This is a genomic window from Streptomyces sp. NPDC002573 (assembly GCF_042889625.1).
Taxonomy (GTDB): Bacteria; Actinomycetota; Actinomycetes; order Streptomycetales; family Streptomycetaceae; genus Streptomyces; species Streptomyces gibsoniae.
In genome coordinates this window covers 78,693-94,384 of the sequence record NZ_JBIARC010000011.1, presented here as the reverse complement: position 1 = coordinate 94,384, position 15,692 = coordinate 78,693, and the positions used below count along the sequence as shown (strand labels likewise).

Annotated in this window: 14 protein-coding genes; 4 read left to right on the top strand and 10 right to left on the bottom strand. The window is 72.8% G+C overall.

Going from position 1 to position 15,692, the window contains the following annotated elements; genetic code table 11:
• The first annotated feature begins 68 nt into the window (after window positions 1-68).
• Window positions 69-641, top strand: a complete 573-nt coding sequence (thpR, locus tag ACFYX0_RS13510) for an RNA 2',3'-cyclic phosphodiesterase (RefSeq protein WP_388969950.1) — start codon at window positions 69-71, stop codon at window positions 639-641.
• 165 nt (window positions 642-806) lie between these two features.
• Here the strand turns inward: thpR and ACFYX0_RS13505 are convergent, their stop codons facing one another.
• The 3 genes from ACFYX0_RS13505 to ACFYX0_RS13495 form a co-directional block, all read right to left on the bottom strand.
• The gene (locus ACFYX0_RS13505; RefSeq protein WP_388969948.1) at window positions 807-1,799 is read right to left on the bottom strand and encodes an aldo/keto reductase; all 993 of its coding nucleotides are present in this window, start codon (window positions 1,797-1,799) and stop codon (window positions 807-809) included.
• Between the two features lie 60 nt (window positions 1,800-1,859).
• A complete protein-coding gene (locus ACFYX0_RS13500; protein ID WP_388969947.1) occupies window positions 1,860-2,447 on the bottom strand; it encodes a Uma2 family endonuclease in 588 nt (195 codons plus the stop codon).
• Between the two features lie 85 nt (window positions 2,448-2,532).
• Window positions 2,533-3,216, bottom strand: coding sequence for an SGNH/GDSL hydrolase family protein (locus tag ACFYX0_RS13495; RefSeq protein ID WP_355907139.1), 684 nt, complete (start codon window positions 3,214-3,216; stop codon window positions 2,533-2,535).
• Window positions 3,217-3,356: 140 nt separating this feature from the next.
• Between ACFYX0_RS13495 and ACFYX0_RS13490 the strand changes: the two genes are divergently transcribed.
• Complete coding sequence (locus tag ACFYX0_RS13490) at window positions 3,357-4,337, top strand: WD40 repeat domain-containing protein (RefSeq protein ID WP_388969945.1); 981 nt, start codon at window positions 3,357-3,359, stop codon at window positions 4,335-4,337.
• A 66-nt stretch (window positions 4,338-4,403) separates the two neighbouring features.
• On the opposite strand, the gene serC is transcribed toward ACFYX0_RS13490, so the two are convergent.
• The 7 genes from serC to ACFYX0_RS13455 form a co-directional block, all read right to left on the bottom strand.
• A complete protein-coding gene (gene serC, locus ACFYX0_RS13485; RefSeq protein WP_355907133.1) occupies window positions 4,404-5,522 on the bottom strand; it encodes a phosphoserine transaminase in 1,119 nt (372 codons plus the stop codon).
• 105 nt (window positions 5,523-5,627) lie between these two features.
• Window positions 5,628-6,851: a cytochrome P450 gene (locus tag ACFYX0_RS13480; RefSeq protein WP_388969943.1), complete on the bottom strand. Its 1,224-nt coding sequence runs from the start codon at window positions 6,849-6,851 to the stop codon at window positions 5,628-5,630.
• Entirely contained in the window at window positions 6,848-8,071 is a 1,224-nt protein-coding gene (locus ACFYX0_RS13475) for a cytochrome P450 (RefSeq protein WP_388969941.1), read from the bottom strand. Before ACFYX0_RS13475 ends, ACFYX0_RS13480 begins: the two co-directional genes overlap by 4 nt.
• A complete protein-coding gene (locus tag ACFYX0_RS13470; protein WP_388969939.1) occupies window positions 8,068-8,685 on the bottom strand; it encodes an ATP/GTP-binding protein in 618 nt (205 codons plus the stop codon). Before ACFYX0_RS13470 ends, ACFYX0_RS13475 begins: the two co-directional genes overlap by 4 nt.
• Window positions 8,666-9,013, bottom strand: a complete 348-nt coding sequence (locus ACFYX0_RS13465; RefSeq protein ID WP_311694570.1) for a DUF742 domain-containing protein — start codon at window positions 9,011-9,013, stop codon at window positions 8,666-8,668. The genes ACFYX0_RS13470 and ACFYX0_RS13465 overlap by 20 nt, the downstream gene beginning before the upstream one ends.
• Window positions 9,010-9,417, bottom strand: a complete 408-nt coding sequence (locus ACFYX0_RS13460; RefSeq protein ID WP_311694571.1) for a roadblock/LC7 domain-containing protein — start codon at window positions 9,415-9,417, stop codon at window positions 9,010-9,012. Before ACFYX0_RS13460 ends, ACFYX0_RS13465 begins: the two co-directional genes overlap by 4 nt.
• Window positions 9,414-11,210, bottom strand: a complete 1,797-nt coding sequence (locus ACFYX0_RS13455; protein WP_388969938.1) for an ATP-binding protein — start codon at window positions 11,208-11,210, stop codon at window positions 9,414-9,416. Before ACFYX0_RS13455 ends, ACFYX0_RS13460 begins: the two co-directional genes overlap by 4 nt.
• Window positions 11,211-11,481: 271 nt before the next feature.
• Here ACFYX0_RS13455 and ACFYX0_RS13450 point away from each other — a divergent pair, with 271 nt between their 5' ends.
• Both ACFYX0_RS13450 and ACFYX0_RS13445 read left to right on the top strand, forming a co-directional pair.
• The gene (locus ACFYX0_RS13450; RefSeq protein WP_388969936.1) at window positions 11,482-14,370 is read left to right on the top strand and encodes an FAD-binding and (Fe-S)-binding domain-containing protein; all 2,889 of its coding nucleotides are present in this window, start codon (window positions 11,482-11,484) and stop codon (window positions 14,368-14,370) included.
• A 128-nt stretch (window positions 14,371-14,498) separates the two neighbouring features.
• Window positions 14,499-15,623: a lipid II:glycine glycyltransferase FemX gene (locus tag ACFYX0_RS13445; protein ID WP_388969934.1), complete on the top strand. Its 1,125-nt coding sequence runs from the start codon at window positions 14,499-14,501 to the stop codon at window positions 15,621-15,623.
• Window positions 15,624-15,692 lie beyond the last annotated feature (69 nt).

The following is a 15,692-nucleotide window of genomic DNA, read 5'->3' as shown; positions in this document are numbered from 1 at the left end:
GCCGCGCGGTACAACGATACGCACGGTAATGGACGCACGCCGGAGCGTTCCCCGGGGACACTGGTGCCATGAGACTCTTCGCCGCGGTGCTGCCGCCGGAGCGCGTCATTCAGGAACTGGCCTCGGTCGTGCGTGAGTTGGAGGGGATGCCGGGCGCGGACGGGCTGCGCTGGACGGAACGGCCGGGCTGGCACTTCACGCTCGCCTTCTACGGCGAGGTCGACGAGGACGTCGTACCGGATCTCTCGGAGCGGCTGGCGCGGGCGGCCCGGCGCGCCGAGCCGTTTCCCCTGGCCCTCGCCGGGGGCGGCCGGTTCGGGGACCGGGCGCTGTGGGTGGGCGCCTCCGGGGAGACGACGGCCCTGCGGCTGCTCGCCGACCGCACGGAGGCCGCGGGCCACAAGGCGGGGGTGGACATGGGGGAGCACCGCCGCTACAAAGCGCATCTGACGCTGGCCCGCAGCCGGGGCAGGGGCGCGGACCTGCGGCCGTACGCCGTCGCGCTGGACGCCTTCGAGGGGACCACCTGGACGGTCGGGGAGCTGTGCCTCGTGCGCAGCCGGCTGCCGCGGTCGGGTGTGCCGGGGGAGCAGCCCCGGTACGAGGCCGTGGGGCGGTGGGGGCTCGGCGCGGGCTCCTGACGCGGTCCGGTTACGCTCGATGCGTGGACCCGAAGACTCGTAACCGGATCATGGCCGGTGTGCTTGTGCTGATGTTCGCGGTGGTGGCGCTGACGGCGGCGGTCGGCAGGTAGGCCACCGCCGCCGTGCGTGGCCCGGCCCCCGAGGGGTGCCGGGCCCCGTCGGCTACCAGGCGAACGCCTCCGGCGACGGTCCGGGGCCGGGGAAGATCTCCTCGAGGCCGGCCAGGACCTCCTCCGGGAGCTCCAGCTCGACCGCCCGCAGCGCCGACTCCAGCTGCTCGCCGGTGCGCGGGCCGACGATCGGGCCGGTGACGCCGGGCCGGGTCAGCAGCCACGCCAGGGCGGCCTCGCCGGGCTCGATCCCGTGCTTGTCGAGCAGGTCCTCGTAGGCCTGGATCTGCGCGCGTGCGGCGGGGTTGGCGAGGGTGTCGGCGGCCCGTCCGGACGCCCGGCGCCCGCCCTCGACCTCCTTCTTGATCACGCCGCCCAGCAGGCCGCCGTGCAGCGGCGACCAGGGGATGACCCCGAGGCCGTACTCCTGTGCGGCCGGGATGACCTCCATCTCGGCGTGGCGCTCGGCCAGGTTGTAGAGGCACTGCTCGCTGACCAGCCCGATCGTGCCGCCGCGCCGCGCCGCGATCTCGTTGGCCTGGGCGATCTTGTACCCGGGGAAGTTGCTGGACCCGACGTAGAGGATCTTGCCCTGCTGCACCAGGACGTCGATGGCCTGCCAGATCTCCTCGAACGGAGTGTTCCGGTCGACGTGGTGGAACTGGTAGAGGTCGATGTAGTCGGTGCCCAGCCGCTTGAGGCTGGCGTCGACCGCCCGGCGGATGTTGAGGGCGGAGAGCTTGTCGTGGTTGGGCCAGGCGTCGCCGTCCGCGGCCATGTTGCCGTACACCTTGGTGGCGAGGACGACCTTGTCGCGCCGGTCGCCGCCCTTCGCGAACCAGCTGCCGATGATCTTCTCGGTACGGCCCTTGTTCTCGCCCCAGCCGTACACGTTGGCGGTGTCGAAGATGTTGATGCCCGCGTCCAGCGCCGCGTCCATGATCGCGTGGCTGTCGGCCTCGTCGGTCTGCGGGCCGAAGTTCATGGTCCCGAGGACGAGTCGGCTGACCTTGAGTCCTGTGCGTCCGAGCTGCGTGTACTTCATGACTGCCTAGCCAACGGCGTGGAGTGCGCTCTAGGCAAGGACGTTGCGGGGCGGTCGGGTTCAGTCGCGGGGGAAGTCGTCGGTCGTGAGGGTGAGGCCGACAGCGGTGTCGGTGAGGTCCAGATCGTCTCCGAAGGGGACCGTGGTCTCGGTGCTGTAGTCGCCCCCCTTGGGGTGCCTGAAGATGTGGCACCTGCCTCGGTAGGGGTCGGCGATGACGTAGAGAGGTACCTCAGCGACGGCGTACGCCCTCTTCTTTGGGCCGTAGTCGTTGGCGGCGGTGCCCTCGGAGATGACCTCGGCGACGAACTCGACGTCCTCGTGACGCCAGCGGCCCTCGTCGTCCTTCTTCGCGGAGTCGCTGAGCTTGGCCACGTCGGGGCAGAAGCCGTTTTCGTGGCCGGGGAAGTCGATCCGGACGTCCGAGAACACCCTGACGTCCCTTCCGAACCTGTCTTCGAGAGCCCGCACGATCCGGCGGATGATCAACCAGTGGGTGTCACGCTGCGGCGTCATGTGGACGTTGCCCCCGACGATTTCGACCCTGAATCCTTCGGGGACGGGCATGCGCTCAAGCCGCTCGAACCATTCGTCCAAACGCTTGGTGTTGGCGTCGGCCATCTCGATCCTGTCGTCAAGGACGGTCATGGCGCTCCTCCCCGGCCACCCTCCCATTGAGTGCGACCGCGCAGTACAACGATACGCACAGTGACCGAGAGGCGCCGGAATTCGGTCAGTCCGTCCCGGCCGCGTAGGGCCCCGCGACCCCCCACCCCTGGTACATCGCCTCCGCGAACGCCCCCGCGATCTTGTGTTCGCCGTTCGCGTTCGGGTGCGTGCCGTCGTAGGTGTCCCGGTGGATGTCGTACGACGGCGGGGGAGACGCCAGCAGGATCGGCGAGCCGGGCTCGTCCAGGTCCGCCGCCGTCTTCGCCAGGAGGTCGTTGAAGAGGGTCACCTGGGCCCCGAACGCGGCCTCCGTCTCGGCCCGGATGTTCGGGATCACCGGCAGCAGCACCATACGGATGCGCGGCCTGGCCCGGCGGGCCTCGGCCACGAACTTCCGTACGTTCTCGTCCGTCTGCTCCGCGTTGGTGTAGAAGCCCAGGTCGATCAGGCCCAGCGAGACCAGCAGCACATCCGCCCGGGTCTCCCGCACGGCCCCGCCGATCAGCGGCGTCATATGGATCCAGCCCTCGCCCCAGCCCGCCAGATGGGCGCGGGGGAAGTCGGGTTCGGCGTACGCGTACGACGTGGGGGTGTCCGTCGCCTTGTCGTGGAGCGTCTCGCGCGGGCCGACCAGCGAGAACGGGCCGTCGTACGTCGCGCACAGGTGCCGCCACAGCCGGTGGCGCCACGTGTGCTCGCCCGCGCTGCCGATCGTCATGGAGTCACCTACGGGCATGAACCGGAGCATCCGCTCATCATGGACGATCGCCCCGGGGCGCAGGGGGTACGTATGGGGCGGGCCGGTGTGAGGATCGACACGCCCGCCCGGCACCGGCGCGCGACGGCGCCGGGCCGGTGAACCGGGGTGCCGGATGGCAGGCTTGGGCCATGCGTCGATCGCTCGCGTTCCTTGCCGGGGCCCTTCTCATCGGTGCGCTCGCCGCGCCGGCGCCCGCCGTCGCCGACGACGGCGGCGGATTCACCATCAAGGACCCCCGGATCACCGAGTCCAGCGGGCTCGCCGCCTCCCGTCTGCACCCCGGGACCTACTGGACGCACAACGACAGCGACGACGGTCCGTACATCTACGCCGTGGACGGCCGCACCGGGAAGACCGTCGCCACCGTCACTCTGAGCGGCATCGGCAGGCCCCGTGACGCGGAGGCCATATCCATCGGTCCGGGGAACGAGATCTACGTCGGTGACATCGGCGACAACTTCGGCGGCCGATGGCCCTATGTGTGGATCTACCGGCTGCCCGAGCCCAAGGTGCTCAAGGACCAGACGATCCGGGCCACCCAGTACGTGGTGAAGTACGCGAACGGGCCCCGGGACGCCGAGTCCCTGGTGGTCCACCCCAGGACCGGGCGCGTCTACATCATCGACAAGAAGGAGGACGGCGGGCACCTCTACGAAGGCCCGGCGCAGCTGTCGTCCACCGGGGCGAACATCTTCCGGCCCGTCGCCACCGTCGACCTGTGGGCCACCGACGCCGCCTTCTCGCCGGACGGCGGACACCTCGTCGTACGCGGCTACTTCGGCGGTATCGCCTACGCGTGGAACGGCGGGCGGATCAAACGGCAGGGGCGGCTGAACGTGCCCCTGCAACGGCAGGGCGAGTCGGTCACGTACAGCACCGACGGCTCGAAGCTCCTCTACGGCAGCGAGGGCAGCGACAGCCCCGTCCAGGCCGAGGACGCGCCCGGGGGTGACGGAACCGGCGATTCGACGTCCCCCTCGGGCAAGGCGACCCCGGGGGCCGGCTCGGGCGGCGGTACGGCACTGAACGTCGACTACAAGGTCGGTGCCCTGGCCCTGGGCCTGGTGCTGGTGTTCGGCCTCAAGCGGCTGCTGGGCAGGAGGCGTTAGGAACGGCCGGGGGGCGCCCGGTGCACACAACACCGGGCGCCCCCTGGGATCTGACGCGCGAGAAGGTCAGAGGTTCTCGATCACGTAGTCGATGCACCGGGTCAGCGCCTCGACGTCCGCCGGGTCGATCGCCGGGAACATCGCGACGCGCAGCTGGTTGCGGCCCAGCTTGCGGTACGGCTCGGTGTCCACGATGCCGTTGGCGCGCAGCACCTTGGCGACGGCGGCCGCGTCGACCTCGTCGAAGAAGTCGATCGTGCCGATGACCTGCGAGCGCTTGGCCGGGTCGGCGACGAACGGGGTCGCGAACTTCACGTCCTCGGCCCAGCCGTACAGCGTCCGCGCGGAGGCGGCCGTGCGGCGCACCGCGAAGTCCAGACCGCCCTGGCCGTTCAGCCACTCCAACTGCTCGTTGAGCAGGAACAGGGTGGCGAGGGCCGGGGTGTTGTACGTCTGGTTCTTACGGGAGTTGTCGATCGCCGTGGGCAGGCTGAAGAACTCCGGGACGTGGCGGCCGGAGGCGTGGACGCGCTCGGCGCGCTCGATCGCGGCCGGGGAGAACACACCGATCCACAGGCCGCCGTCGGAGGCGAAGGACTTCTGCGGGGCGAAGTAGTAGACGTCGGTCTCGGCGATGTCGACCGGGAGGCCGCCGGCGCCGGAGGTGGCGTCCACCAGGACCAGTGAGCCCGGGTCCGCGCCCGCGACCCGCTTGATCGGCATCGCGACGCCCGTGGACGTCTCGTTGTGCGTGAAGGCGTAGACGTCGACGCCCTTCTCCGCGCCGGCCTCGGGGTGCGTGCCGGGCTCGGAGGAGATGACGGTGGGTTCGGCGAGCCACGGGGCGAGCTTCGCGGCCTTGGCGAACTTCGAGGAGAACTCGCCGAAGCTGAGGTGCTGCGACTTGTTCTCGATCAGACCGTGGGTCGCGATGTCCCAGAACGCGGTGGAGCCGCCGTTGCCGAGGACGACCTCGTAGCCGTCGGGGAGCTGGAAGAGCTCGCGGATGCCCTCGCGCACGTTGCCGACCAGGTTCTTGACCGGGGCCTGGCGGTGGGACGTGCCGAGCAGGGAGCTACCCGTGGCGGCGAGGGCGTCCAGCGCCTCCACCCGCACCTTGGAGGGACCCGCGCCGAAACGACCGTCAGCGGGCTTGAGGTCAGCAGGAATCTGGATGTCAGCCACGAGCCGGAGGGTATCCCCTCGGAGAAACCGGGCGGAAACGTGTCCGTTCGATGAGACGACGCCCTCCGGCACGCGGACTTGTGAGGATCTACGACTTTCGGAGCTCTAAGTGGTCAGCCGCACCGGCAGCGCGAAGAGGTCGTTCTGCGTCACCACCGGCTTGTTGCGCAGCTCGTCCGCCGGGACCGCCAGGTCCAGGCCGGGGAAGCGGGCGTAGAGCGCGGGCAGCGCGACCCCGGCCTCCAGGCGGGACAGGGCCGCCCCGGGGCACACATGCGGGCCGTGGCCGAAGGAGATGTGCCGGTTCTTTGTCTCCCGGGTGATGTCGAAGGCGCCCGCGGTCGGGCCGTGCGCCTGCTCGTCCCGGCCGATGGCGCCGTACGACACGATCAGGGCGTCCCCGGCGGGGATGACCTGATCGCCGACCGGGACGTCCTCCGTCGCGAAGCGGATCAGCACATGGGAGGTGGGGGTGGACCAGCGCAGGGTCTCCTCGACCACCGCGGACCAGTCCGCCTCACCCTTAAGGACGAGGGCGCGCTGCTCCGGATGGGTCGACAGATTGACCACCGCGTTGACGATCAGGGAGATCGTCGTCTCATGGCCCGCGGCCACCATCAGCTGAAGCGTGGAGACGATCTCCTCGTCGGTGAGGTGGTCGCCGTCCTCGGAGGCCTGGACGAGAGCGGAGGTGAGGTCCTCGCCGGGCTCGGCGCGCTTCGCCGCGACCGTGTCCGCCATGATCCCGGCCAGCTCGGTGAGCGTCGCGACGACCTCCGCGGGCGGGGTCTGCGTCGAGAAGAACTTCTCGAACAGCACCTGGAGCCGGGGCAGCAGGGACCTCTCGATGCCCATCAGCTCCGCGATGACGTACATGGGCAGCGGATAGGCGAACTCCGCCTTGAGGTCGACCTCACGGCCGTCGGTGGGCAGCCGGTCCAGCAGGTCCTCGGTCAGCTCGGTGATCCGCTGCCGCATCTCCTCCACCCGCCGGGGCGTCAGCGCCTGGGCGACCAGGGTGCGCATCCGCCGGTGCTCGGCCCCGTCCACGGTGAGCATGGAGCGGCCCGGGTTGGCGAGCCCGATCAACGGCCAGTCGGGGGCGATCTCGCCCCGCCGCCAGGCACCCCAGACGTCGATGTCCTTCACCAGCCGGGGGTCCGTGAGCAGTTGCCGGGCCTCGGCGTGGTGGGTGACCGCCCACACCGGGACGCCGCCGGGCAGGATCACGGAGGCGAGCGGTCCCGCGTCCCGGAGCCGGGCGCTCTCGGCGTCCAGATCGGAGACGAGGGGGTCAAGGGCTATGGGGCATCTGTCCATCGTGGTCATGCGGAAGGGCCTCCTAGGGAGGGGGTGGGGGTGAAGCTCACCGGCAGTGCGGTGAGACCGCGCAGCCACGGCGACGGACGACGCGTCAACGCCTCGGCGGGTACGGCCAGATCGATGTCCGGCAGCCGGTCGAGGACCACCTCGATGCCCGTCCGCGCGATGACCTCCGCCACCTCCTGGGCCGGGAACGGGCAGCGGTGCTCACCGTGCCCGAAGGAGAAGTGCGCGTTGTTGCCGCCGGTCAGCGCGGAGCCGTCGGTGCGCACCTGCGGGTCGCTGTTGGCGCCCTGCAGGCCGAGCAGCAGCAGGTCGCCGGCCCGGATGTGCCGGCCGCCCAGCCGGGTGTCACGGGAGGCCCAGCGGCCCGCCACGTTCTGGGTGGGGGTGTCCTCCCACAGCACCTCGTTCATGGCCTCGGCGACGCTGTTGCGGCCGCCGAAGAGGGAGGCGGCGAAACGGGCGTCGGTGAGCATCAGCCGCAGCGAGTTGCCGATCCAGTCCGCGGTCGGCTGGTGGCCCGCGGCCATCATCACCATCAGGTCCTGGGTGATCTCCTCGTCGGTGAAGCCGCTCTTGTCGGCGAGCATCCGGGAGACCACGTCGTTCGCGGGGCTCGCCTTCCGGGCGGCCAGCAGCTCGGTCATGGAGCCGGCCAGATGCGTCTGGCCCGCGATCGCCCGCTCCCGCCCGTCGATCATGTCGTTGAGGGCGGTGACCAGTCCCGGGCCCTGCTCCTCCGCGAAGCCGTAGAGGATCGCGAGGACGCGCACGGGCAGCAGCATCGCGTACTCGGCGACGAGGTCCGCCTCGCCCCGGCCGCACACCGCGTCGATCAGCTCGTCCGCGAACCGCTCGGCGTGGCCGCGCAGTTCGAACGGGTCGAGGGCCTCCAGCGCGTCGCTGATCATCCCGGCGCGTTCGCGGTGGCGCTCGCCGACGGTGTAGAGGATCGACGGCTGCCGGCGGCCGATCATCGGCAGCAGCGGCCAGTCGTCGGGGATGCCGTCCCACTGGTTCCACAGCTCGGAGTCCCGGCTGAACAGCACCGGGTCGCCGGTGACCTGGTGCAGCTCGCGATAGCCGAGCACCAGCCACGCCGGTATCCCGCCGTCGAGCACGACCGGGGTCACGGCGCCGTGCTCGCGCCGCATCTCCCGGTACAGCGCGGCGGGTTCGGTCTGGAACCGGGGCCCGCTGAGGGGCACGGGGGCGGTGGTCACACCAGCTCCTGTTCGGCGGTGGGGGCAGGGGCGGCGCTGAGCCGCCGCACATGTTCGACGAGCGTGATCAGGACCCGCTTGCCGGACTCCCGGGAGCGCGCGTCGCAGTCCATGAGCGGGATGTGCGGGTCGAGGTCGAGGGCGGCGCGGACCTCGGCGGGCGTGTGCCGGGGGCCGCCGAAGTCGTTGCGGGCCACGATGAACGGCATCCCGTGGCGTTCCAGGCGGTCGATGGCGTACCAGGAGTCGTCGATGCGCCGGGTGTCGAGGAGGACCACCGCGCCCAGGGTGCCGGTGAAGAGCCGGTCCCACAGGAACCAGAACCGCTCCTGACCCGGCGCCCCGAACAGGTACAGCACATTGCGGGCGTCCAGGGTGATCCGGCCGAAGTCGAAGGCGACGGTGGTCGCGGACTTCTCCCGGACCCCGCTGACGTCGTCGACCGTCGCGCCGGCCTGGGTCATGGTCTCCTCGGTGCTGAGCGGGCGGATCTCGCTCACCGAGCGGACCAGGGTCGTCTTGCCGACGCCGAAGCCGCCGACGACCACGATCTTCAGGCCGTTGTCGGCCTGGGCACCCAGCGGAGTGCGGGTGTCAGAGGTTGCGGAGTCCAACGAGCACCTGTTCCAGGACGTCGGGATCGGGAAGTGCGGCGGTGCGGGGGTGACGGGCGCTGACGCGGCCCGCGGCCAGGAGGTCGGAGAGCAGGATCCTCGTGATGCTCACGGGCAGCCGCAGCTCGGCGGCGATCTCCACGACCGCCGTCGGCCGGTCGCACATCCGCAGGATCGCGGCGTGCTCCGACTGCATACCCGGCACCGGATCGCACTCGGCCACCACGAGCGTCACCAGGTCGAACCGGGCGGCCGCGTCGGACCGGCTGCGCCCTTGCGTGAGGGTGTACAGCCGGTCCGGTGCGTCGTCCCTGCCGGGGCGGCTCATGACGTACGCGGCTGCGCGGTCAGGTGCTCGCCGAGCTGCTCCACGAGTTCGCTCATGTTGTGCCCGACGAGACCCGCGTCCGCGTCCTCGTCGGTGACCAGGGCGAGATGCGCGCCCTGGCCCGCCTCCACGATGAACAGGACCCCGCCGTAGAACTCGGCCATCGCCGAGCGCACCCCGCCGCTCCCGTCGCCGAACTCCACGGACGCGCCGTGGGACAGCGACTGGATGCCGGCGGAGATCGCGGCCAGCTGGTCGGCCTGGTCGACGGACAGCTCCGGAGTGCGGCACAGCTTCAGCCCGTCCCGGGACAGCACGAGGGCGTGCCGGGCACCGGGGGTGCGCTCCAGCAGTCCCTCGATGAGCCAGGTGAGCTTCTCGTCGGCGGTCGTGATGCCGGTCATGAAGTGGTGTCGCCTTCCGGGTGCGAGGGGGTGACGGCCGCGTCCAGTGCGGCGAGGTCCGGTACGGGACCGGGGGTCGGTGTCCGGTGTGCGGCCGGTTCGTGCGGGGTGGCCCGGACGTGGGGGCCGGGCGCGGTGTCGTGCTCCCGTACGCGATCCGCGGGCGCCGGCTCCCGTACGGCCTCGGGCTCGGCCGTCGTGCCCTGCACCGCGGCCTGGTCCGGCGCGGTGCCGCGGACCGCCTGGCGGAAGCTGCTGAAGCGGGCGGCCCGGGCCTTGGCGTCGTCGGGGGTGCGCGGTTCGCGTTCGGCGCGGGCGGCGGGGTGGGCGCGCTCGGCCGCCGCGAGGGCGTGGCCGCGACGGCGCCGGGGCAGTCCTCCGGTTCCGGGGGTGTCCGGGCGGGGCGAGTCGTGGGTGGGGACCGGGTCGGGGTCGAGATCCTCGACGGCGCGGGCGGCGGCGTAGGAGGGCCGGTGCTCGGCGGCGGCCGGCTCGGACGCGGTCCCGGACGGCGGGGCGAGCGCCGGGGCGGCGGCCGGGGTCGCGCCGGGCACGGCGGCCGGCGAGGGCGCCGACTGGGCCAGGATCTCCTGCGGGATCAGCATCAGGACGCCGGTGCCGCCTCGCGCCGACGGCCGGAAGGAGACCTTCAGGCCGTGCTTGCGGGCGAGCCGGCCGACGACCGCGAGACCGAGCCGGGTGCCGGTGAGCCCGCCCAGTTCGTCGGCGTCCCCGGAGACCGCGCGCTCGGCGCGGCGCAGCTGCACGTCGCTCGTGACCAGGCCCGCGTCCTCCACGGAGACGATGACCCCGGAGGGCACCTCCTCGACGTAGACATGGACCTCGGCGGTCGGCGGGGAGAAGTTCGCGGCGTTGTCGAGGAGTTCGGCGAGGGCGTGCATCACGCCCTCGGCGGCGTGCCCGGTGACCGCGGCGGCGCTGGCGGAGTGGACGCGGACGCGCTGGTAGCCGCTGATACGGCCCATCGCGCCGCGCAGGATCGACTCCATGGCGATGGGGCGCGCCCAGCGGCGGCCCGAGCGGGCGCCGGTGAGCACGGCGACGGAGTCGGCGAGGCGGCCCGTCTGCGCGGTGCGGTGGTCGAGGTGGAGCAGGTCGGCGAGGACGTCCTCGTCGCTGTGCTTCTCCTCCATCGTGCGCAGGTCGGCGAGCATGCCGGTGGCCAGGGCCTGCATCCGGCCGGCGACGTTGGCGGTGACGGAGACGGCCGAGTCCCGGGCGTTCGCCGCCCGGCGCAGGCCGCGGGTGAGCCGGGCGTTCTCCTCGGTGAGCCGGGCGAGGTCGGCGGTGAGCCGGTCGCGCTCGCGGTCGAACTCGCTGTTGAGCAGGGCGCGTTCCTGCGCGGACTCCTCGGCCCGGCGGATGCGCTCCCGCGCCGACTCCTCGGCGAGCCGGGCCCGTTCCCGCTCGAACCCCTCGGTGAGCCGGACGCGTTCCTCGATGAAGCCGTCCGTCAGCCGGGCCCGCTCCTGGCTGAAGTCCTCGGCGAGACGGGCGCGTTCCTGGAGCAGCTGGGCCGCGTCCTGGGTCGCGGCGTCCAGGCGGCGCCGGGCCAGCCGGGCCGAGCGCAGGCCGTGGGCGGCGACGGCGACCGCCGCGCACAGCACCAGCGTCAGGGCGCCGCCGCCCCAGACGAGGGGGACGCGGGCCGTCTTCGGCGCCATGACGACCACGACGGCGACGAAGAGGCCCCCGAGCACGGCGGTGGCCAGCGGAGCGGGGGCGACGGCACGGAGGGCAGGGCGTTCGTCGGGCGGTGTGGGGGCGGTCATGAATGGTGTCCTCGGAAGCCTCGGTCAGGTCCAGGGCGGTGCGGTAGGTCGGGGGCCGGGAGATCGAAAGGGCCCCTTGTTGGTCAACCGCCCGTCACTATAGGTGAGTTGCTGATCGGAACGGATGTATTCCGTTTGACTCTGCACCAACGGACTGTCAATACGGGGCGACGGAGGAGCGGTCCCCCGTGCCCTCGTCGCGCGGTCCGGCGGACCGCGCCCGAGGCGCCGGAGCGGTCACCGCACGTCTTACGGAGGCATCCTGGGGAGCATGACGGATCCCGAGGGACGCCGGCCGGAGGCCACCGGCGCGGACATCGGCGCACTGCACGCGGAACTGAGCGCCGCGGTGCGCGGTGCCGTCGACTTCCGTACGACGGCGCGGGCGCTGCACACCATGGACGCCTCCAACTACCGGCGGGTGCCGCTCGGCGTGGCCGCCCCCCGGGACGCGGACGACGTGGCGGCCGTGCTCGCCGTGTGCCGGGCACACGCGGTGCCGGTGGTCGCCCGCGGCGGCGGCACCTCGATCGCCGGGCAGGCCACGGGCACGGGCGTGGTGCTGGACCTCACCCGGTTCATGAACGGGATCGTGGCCCTGGACCCCGAGGCACGCAAGGCGGTGGTCCGGCCCGGCCTCGTCCTCGACCGGCTCCAGGAGGCCGCCGCCCCGCACGGGCTGCGCTTCGGCCCGGACCCCTCCACCCACTCCCGCTGCACCCTCGGCGGCATGATCGGCAACAACGCGTGCGGCTCCCACTCGGTGGCCTGGGGCACCACGGCGGACAACGTGCGCGAGCTGTCGGTGCTCACCGCGCGGGGCGAGGCACTCACCCTGGGCCGTGAGGGCAAGGGCGCCCCCGAGGGCCTGCTCGCCCTGGCCGGCGGCGAGTTGGCACTGCTGCGCACCGGCTACCCCGCCCTCCCGCGCCGTATCTCCGGGTACGCGCTGGACGCGCTGCTCCCCGAGCACGGCAGGGACGTGGCCCGCTCGTTCTGCGGCTCCGAGGGCACCCTCGGCGTGCTGACGGAGGCGGTCGTGGACCTCGTCGAGGCGCCGCGCGCACAGGCCCTCGCCGTCCTGGGATACGCGGACGAGAGCGCGGCGGCCCAGGCGGCGGCCGGACTGCTCCCCTGGGGCCCGCTGACCGTGGAGGGCATGGCCGCCGACCTGCTGCCGGCCTCGGCGGGGCTGCCGCGCGGCGGCGCCTGGCTGTTCGTGGAGACGGGCGGCGCGAGCGAGGCGGAGGCACGCGCGCGTGCGGAGGCGATCGTGCGGGCGGCGGACGTCACGGACGCCCTGGTGATCACGGACCCGGCCGGACAGCGCGCGCTGTGGCGGCTGCGCGAGGACGCGAGCGGCACCGCGACCCGCACACCGGACGGCCGGGAGGCCTGGCCGGGCTGGGAGGACTGCGCGGTGCCCCCGGCCCGCCTCGGGGAGTACCTTCGGGACTTCCGGCGCCTGCTGGCCGAACACGGCCTGCACGGGGTGCCGTACGGGCACTTCGGGGACGGCTGCATCCACGTCCGCATCGACTTCGACCTGCTGTCCCCGGCGGGCGTCGCCCGCTTCCGCCGCTTCTCCGAGGAGGCCGCCGCACTGGTCGTCGCCCACGGCGGCTCGCTCTCCGGGGAGCACGGCGACGGGCAGGCCCGCGCGGAGCTGCTGCCCACGATGTACGGGCCGGACCTGGTCGCCCTGTTCGAGCGGGCGAAGGGCGTCTGGGACCCGGACGACCTGCTCAACCCCGGCATGCTGGTCCGCCCGGCCCCGCTGGACGCCGACCTGCGGTTCGCGGTGCTGCCCCGCGAACCAGTGGACGTCTCCTTCGGCTACCCCGCGGACGGCGGCGACTTCTCGGCCGCGGTCCGGCGCTGTGTGGGCGTCGCCAAGTGCCGTACGACGACGGTGTCCGGCGCGGGCGTGATGTGCCCCTCGTTCCGGGCGACCGGCGAGGAGGAGCACTCCACCCGCGGACGGGCCCGGCTGCTGCACGAGATGCTGGCGGGCGAGGTGATCACCGACGGCTGGCGGTCGACGGAGGTACGGGACGCCCTGGATCTGTGTCTGTCCTGCAAGGGCTGCCGCACGGACTGCCCCGTCGGCGTTGACATGGCCACCTACAAGGCGGAGTTCCTGCACCACCACTACGCGGGACGGCGCAGACCGGCCGCGCACTACGCGATGGGGTGGCTGCCGGTGTGGCTGCGGGCCGTCGCCCGCACCCGCACGGCCCCGGTGGCCAACGCGCTCGCCGCCTGGGCCCCGGCCGCCGCGCTCGCCAAGCGGCTGGCCGGAATCGCGCCCGAGCGGGAGCTGCCGCGGCCGGCGACGGAGACGTTCAGCCGGTGGTGGCGGCGGGAGGCGGCGCGACGGCGCCGGGCGGGCACCGGGACGCCCTCCGGCGACCGGGTCGTCCTGTGGCCGGACACCTTCACCGAGCATCTGTCCCCGTCCGTCGGCAGGGCGGCCGTACGGGTGCTGGAGGCGGCGGGCCTGCGCGTGCTCCCCCCGCCGACGGTACGGGCCCGGCGCGCCCCGCTGCCCGCGTCCCACGGCCGGGTCTGCTGCGGCCTGACCTACGTCTCCACGGGCCAGCTCGACCGCGCCCGCGCCGTCCTGCGCCGCACCCTCGACCTGATGGAACCGGTCCTGGCGGCCGGCCTCCCGGTGGTCGTACTCGAACCGAGCTGCGCGGCGGCCCTCCGCACGGACCTGCCGCAACTCCTGCACGACGACCCGCGCGCGGCCCGGCTGGCGGCGGCCGTCGTGACGTTCGCGGAGGCCCTGGAACGGCACGCCCCTGACTGGACACCCCCGTCGCTGGACGGCCCGGTGGTCGGCCAGACCCACTGCCACCAGCACGCCGTCCTGGGCGACGCGGCCGACCGCCGGCTGCGCGCGGCGGCCGGCCTGACCGGAGAGCTGAGCGGCGGCTGCTGCGGACTGGCCGGCGACTTCGGCTTCACGAAGGGCCACTACGAGGTCTCGACGGCCTGCGCGGAGGAGCAACTGCTCCCGGCGGTGCGGTCGGGGCCCGGGGACGCGGTCGTCCTCGCGGACGGCTTCTCCTGCCGCACCCAGCTGGCCCAGTTGGCGGGCCGCAGGGCACGGCACCTGGCGGAGGTCCTGGCGGACGGCCTGGACCGGACATAGCGGGTGAGCCCAGCGCAGTGAAATCCCCCCGGCCGGGATGAAGGCCCGGCGGGTCTCCGGGAGGATCGAGGAGCGGGTCCGTGCCTGTGCTCGGGCCGGTGTCACCGCGTCCCACCGAGGAGCCCCGCATGACCCTCCGTGTCCGCCCGATCTCCCGCGAAGAGCACCTGGCCTTCGTCGCCGCGCGCCCGTCGGCCAGCCATATGCAGGTGCCGTCCTGGGGCGAGGTGAAGCCGGACTGGCGGGCGGAGAGCCTCGGCTGGTTCGAAGAGGGCGGCGGACGGCCGGCCGGGGCGGGCCTGGTCCTGCTGCGCCCGCTGCCCGGGCTCGGGCGGAGTCTGGCGTATCTGCCCGAGGGCCCGCTCATCGACTGGCACGCGCCGGACCTGGAGCGGTGGCTGGAGCCGCTGCTCGGGTATCTCAAGGGCCGCGGCGCCTTCTCGGTGAAGACGGGCCCGCCCGTGGTCGTACGCCGCTGGAGCGCGGACGCGGTGAAGGCGGCGATCGCGGACCCGGCGGCGCGGCGGCTGCGGGACGTGCCCGCGACCGAGGAGGACCCGGGCGCCGCGGAGCTGGCGGACCGGCTGCGCCGCATGGGCTGGCGGCAGACGGATCCGGGCGGCGAGGACGGCTTCGCGGCCGGACAGCCCCGGTACGTCTTCCAGGTGCCGCTCGCCGGACGGACCCTGGACGACCTCCACCGCGGCCTCAACCAGCAGTGGCGGCGCAATGTGAAGAAGGCCGAGAAGGCGGGCGTGAAGGTGGTCCAGGGCGGCTACGACGATCTGCCGGCCTTCTACGCCCTCTACACGGAGACCGCCGAACGCGACCGCTTCGTCCCGCGCCCGCTGCCGTACTTCCAGCGGATGTGGACCGCGCTGACGGCGGAACACCCCGACCGTATGCGGCTCTATCTCGCCCATCACGACGGCGAGGTGCTGGCCGCCGCGACGATGCTGACGGTCGGCACCCACGTCTGGTACTCCTACGGCGCCTCCACCGTCCGCAGGCGCGAGGTGCAGCCGAGCAACGCGATCCAGTGGCGGATGCTGAGCGACGCCCACGCGCTCGGCGCCTCGGTCTACGACCTGCGCGGTATCACCGACACCCTGGAGGACACCGACCACCTCCTCGGCCTCCTCCGCTTCAAGGTCGGCACGGGCGGCCACGCGGCGGAGTACCTGGGTGAGTGGGACTTCCCCCTCAACCGCCTGCTGCACAAGGCGCTGAACCTGTACATGTCCCGCCGGTGAGGCCGGTGCGCCCCAGCCGTGACATACCCCTCTTCAGCTGAGTTTGCTTTCGGTACTCAGCTTGCTAGG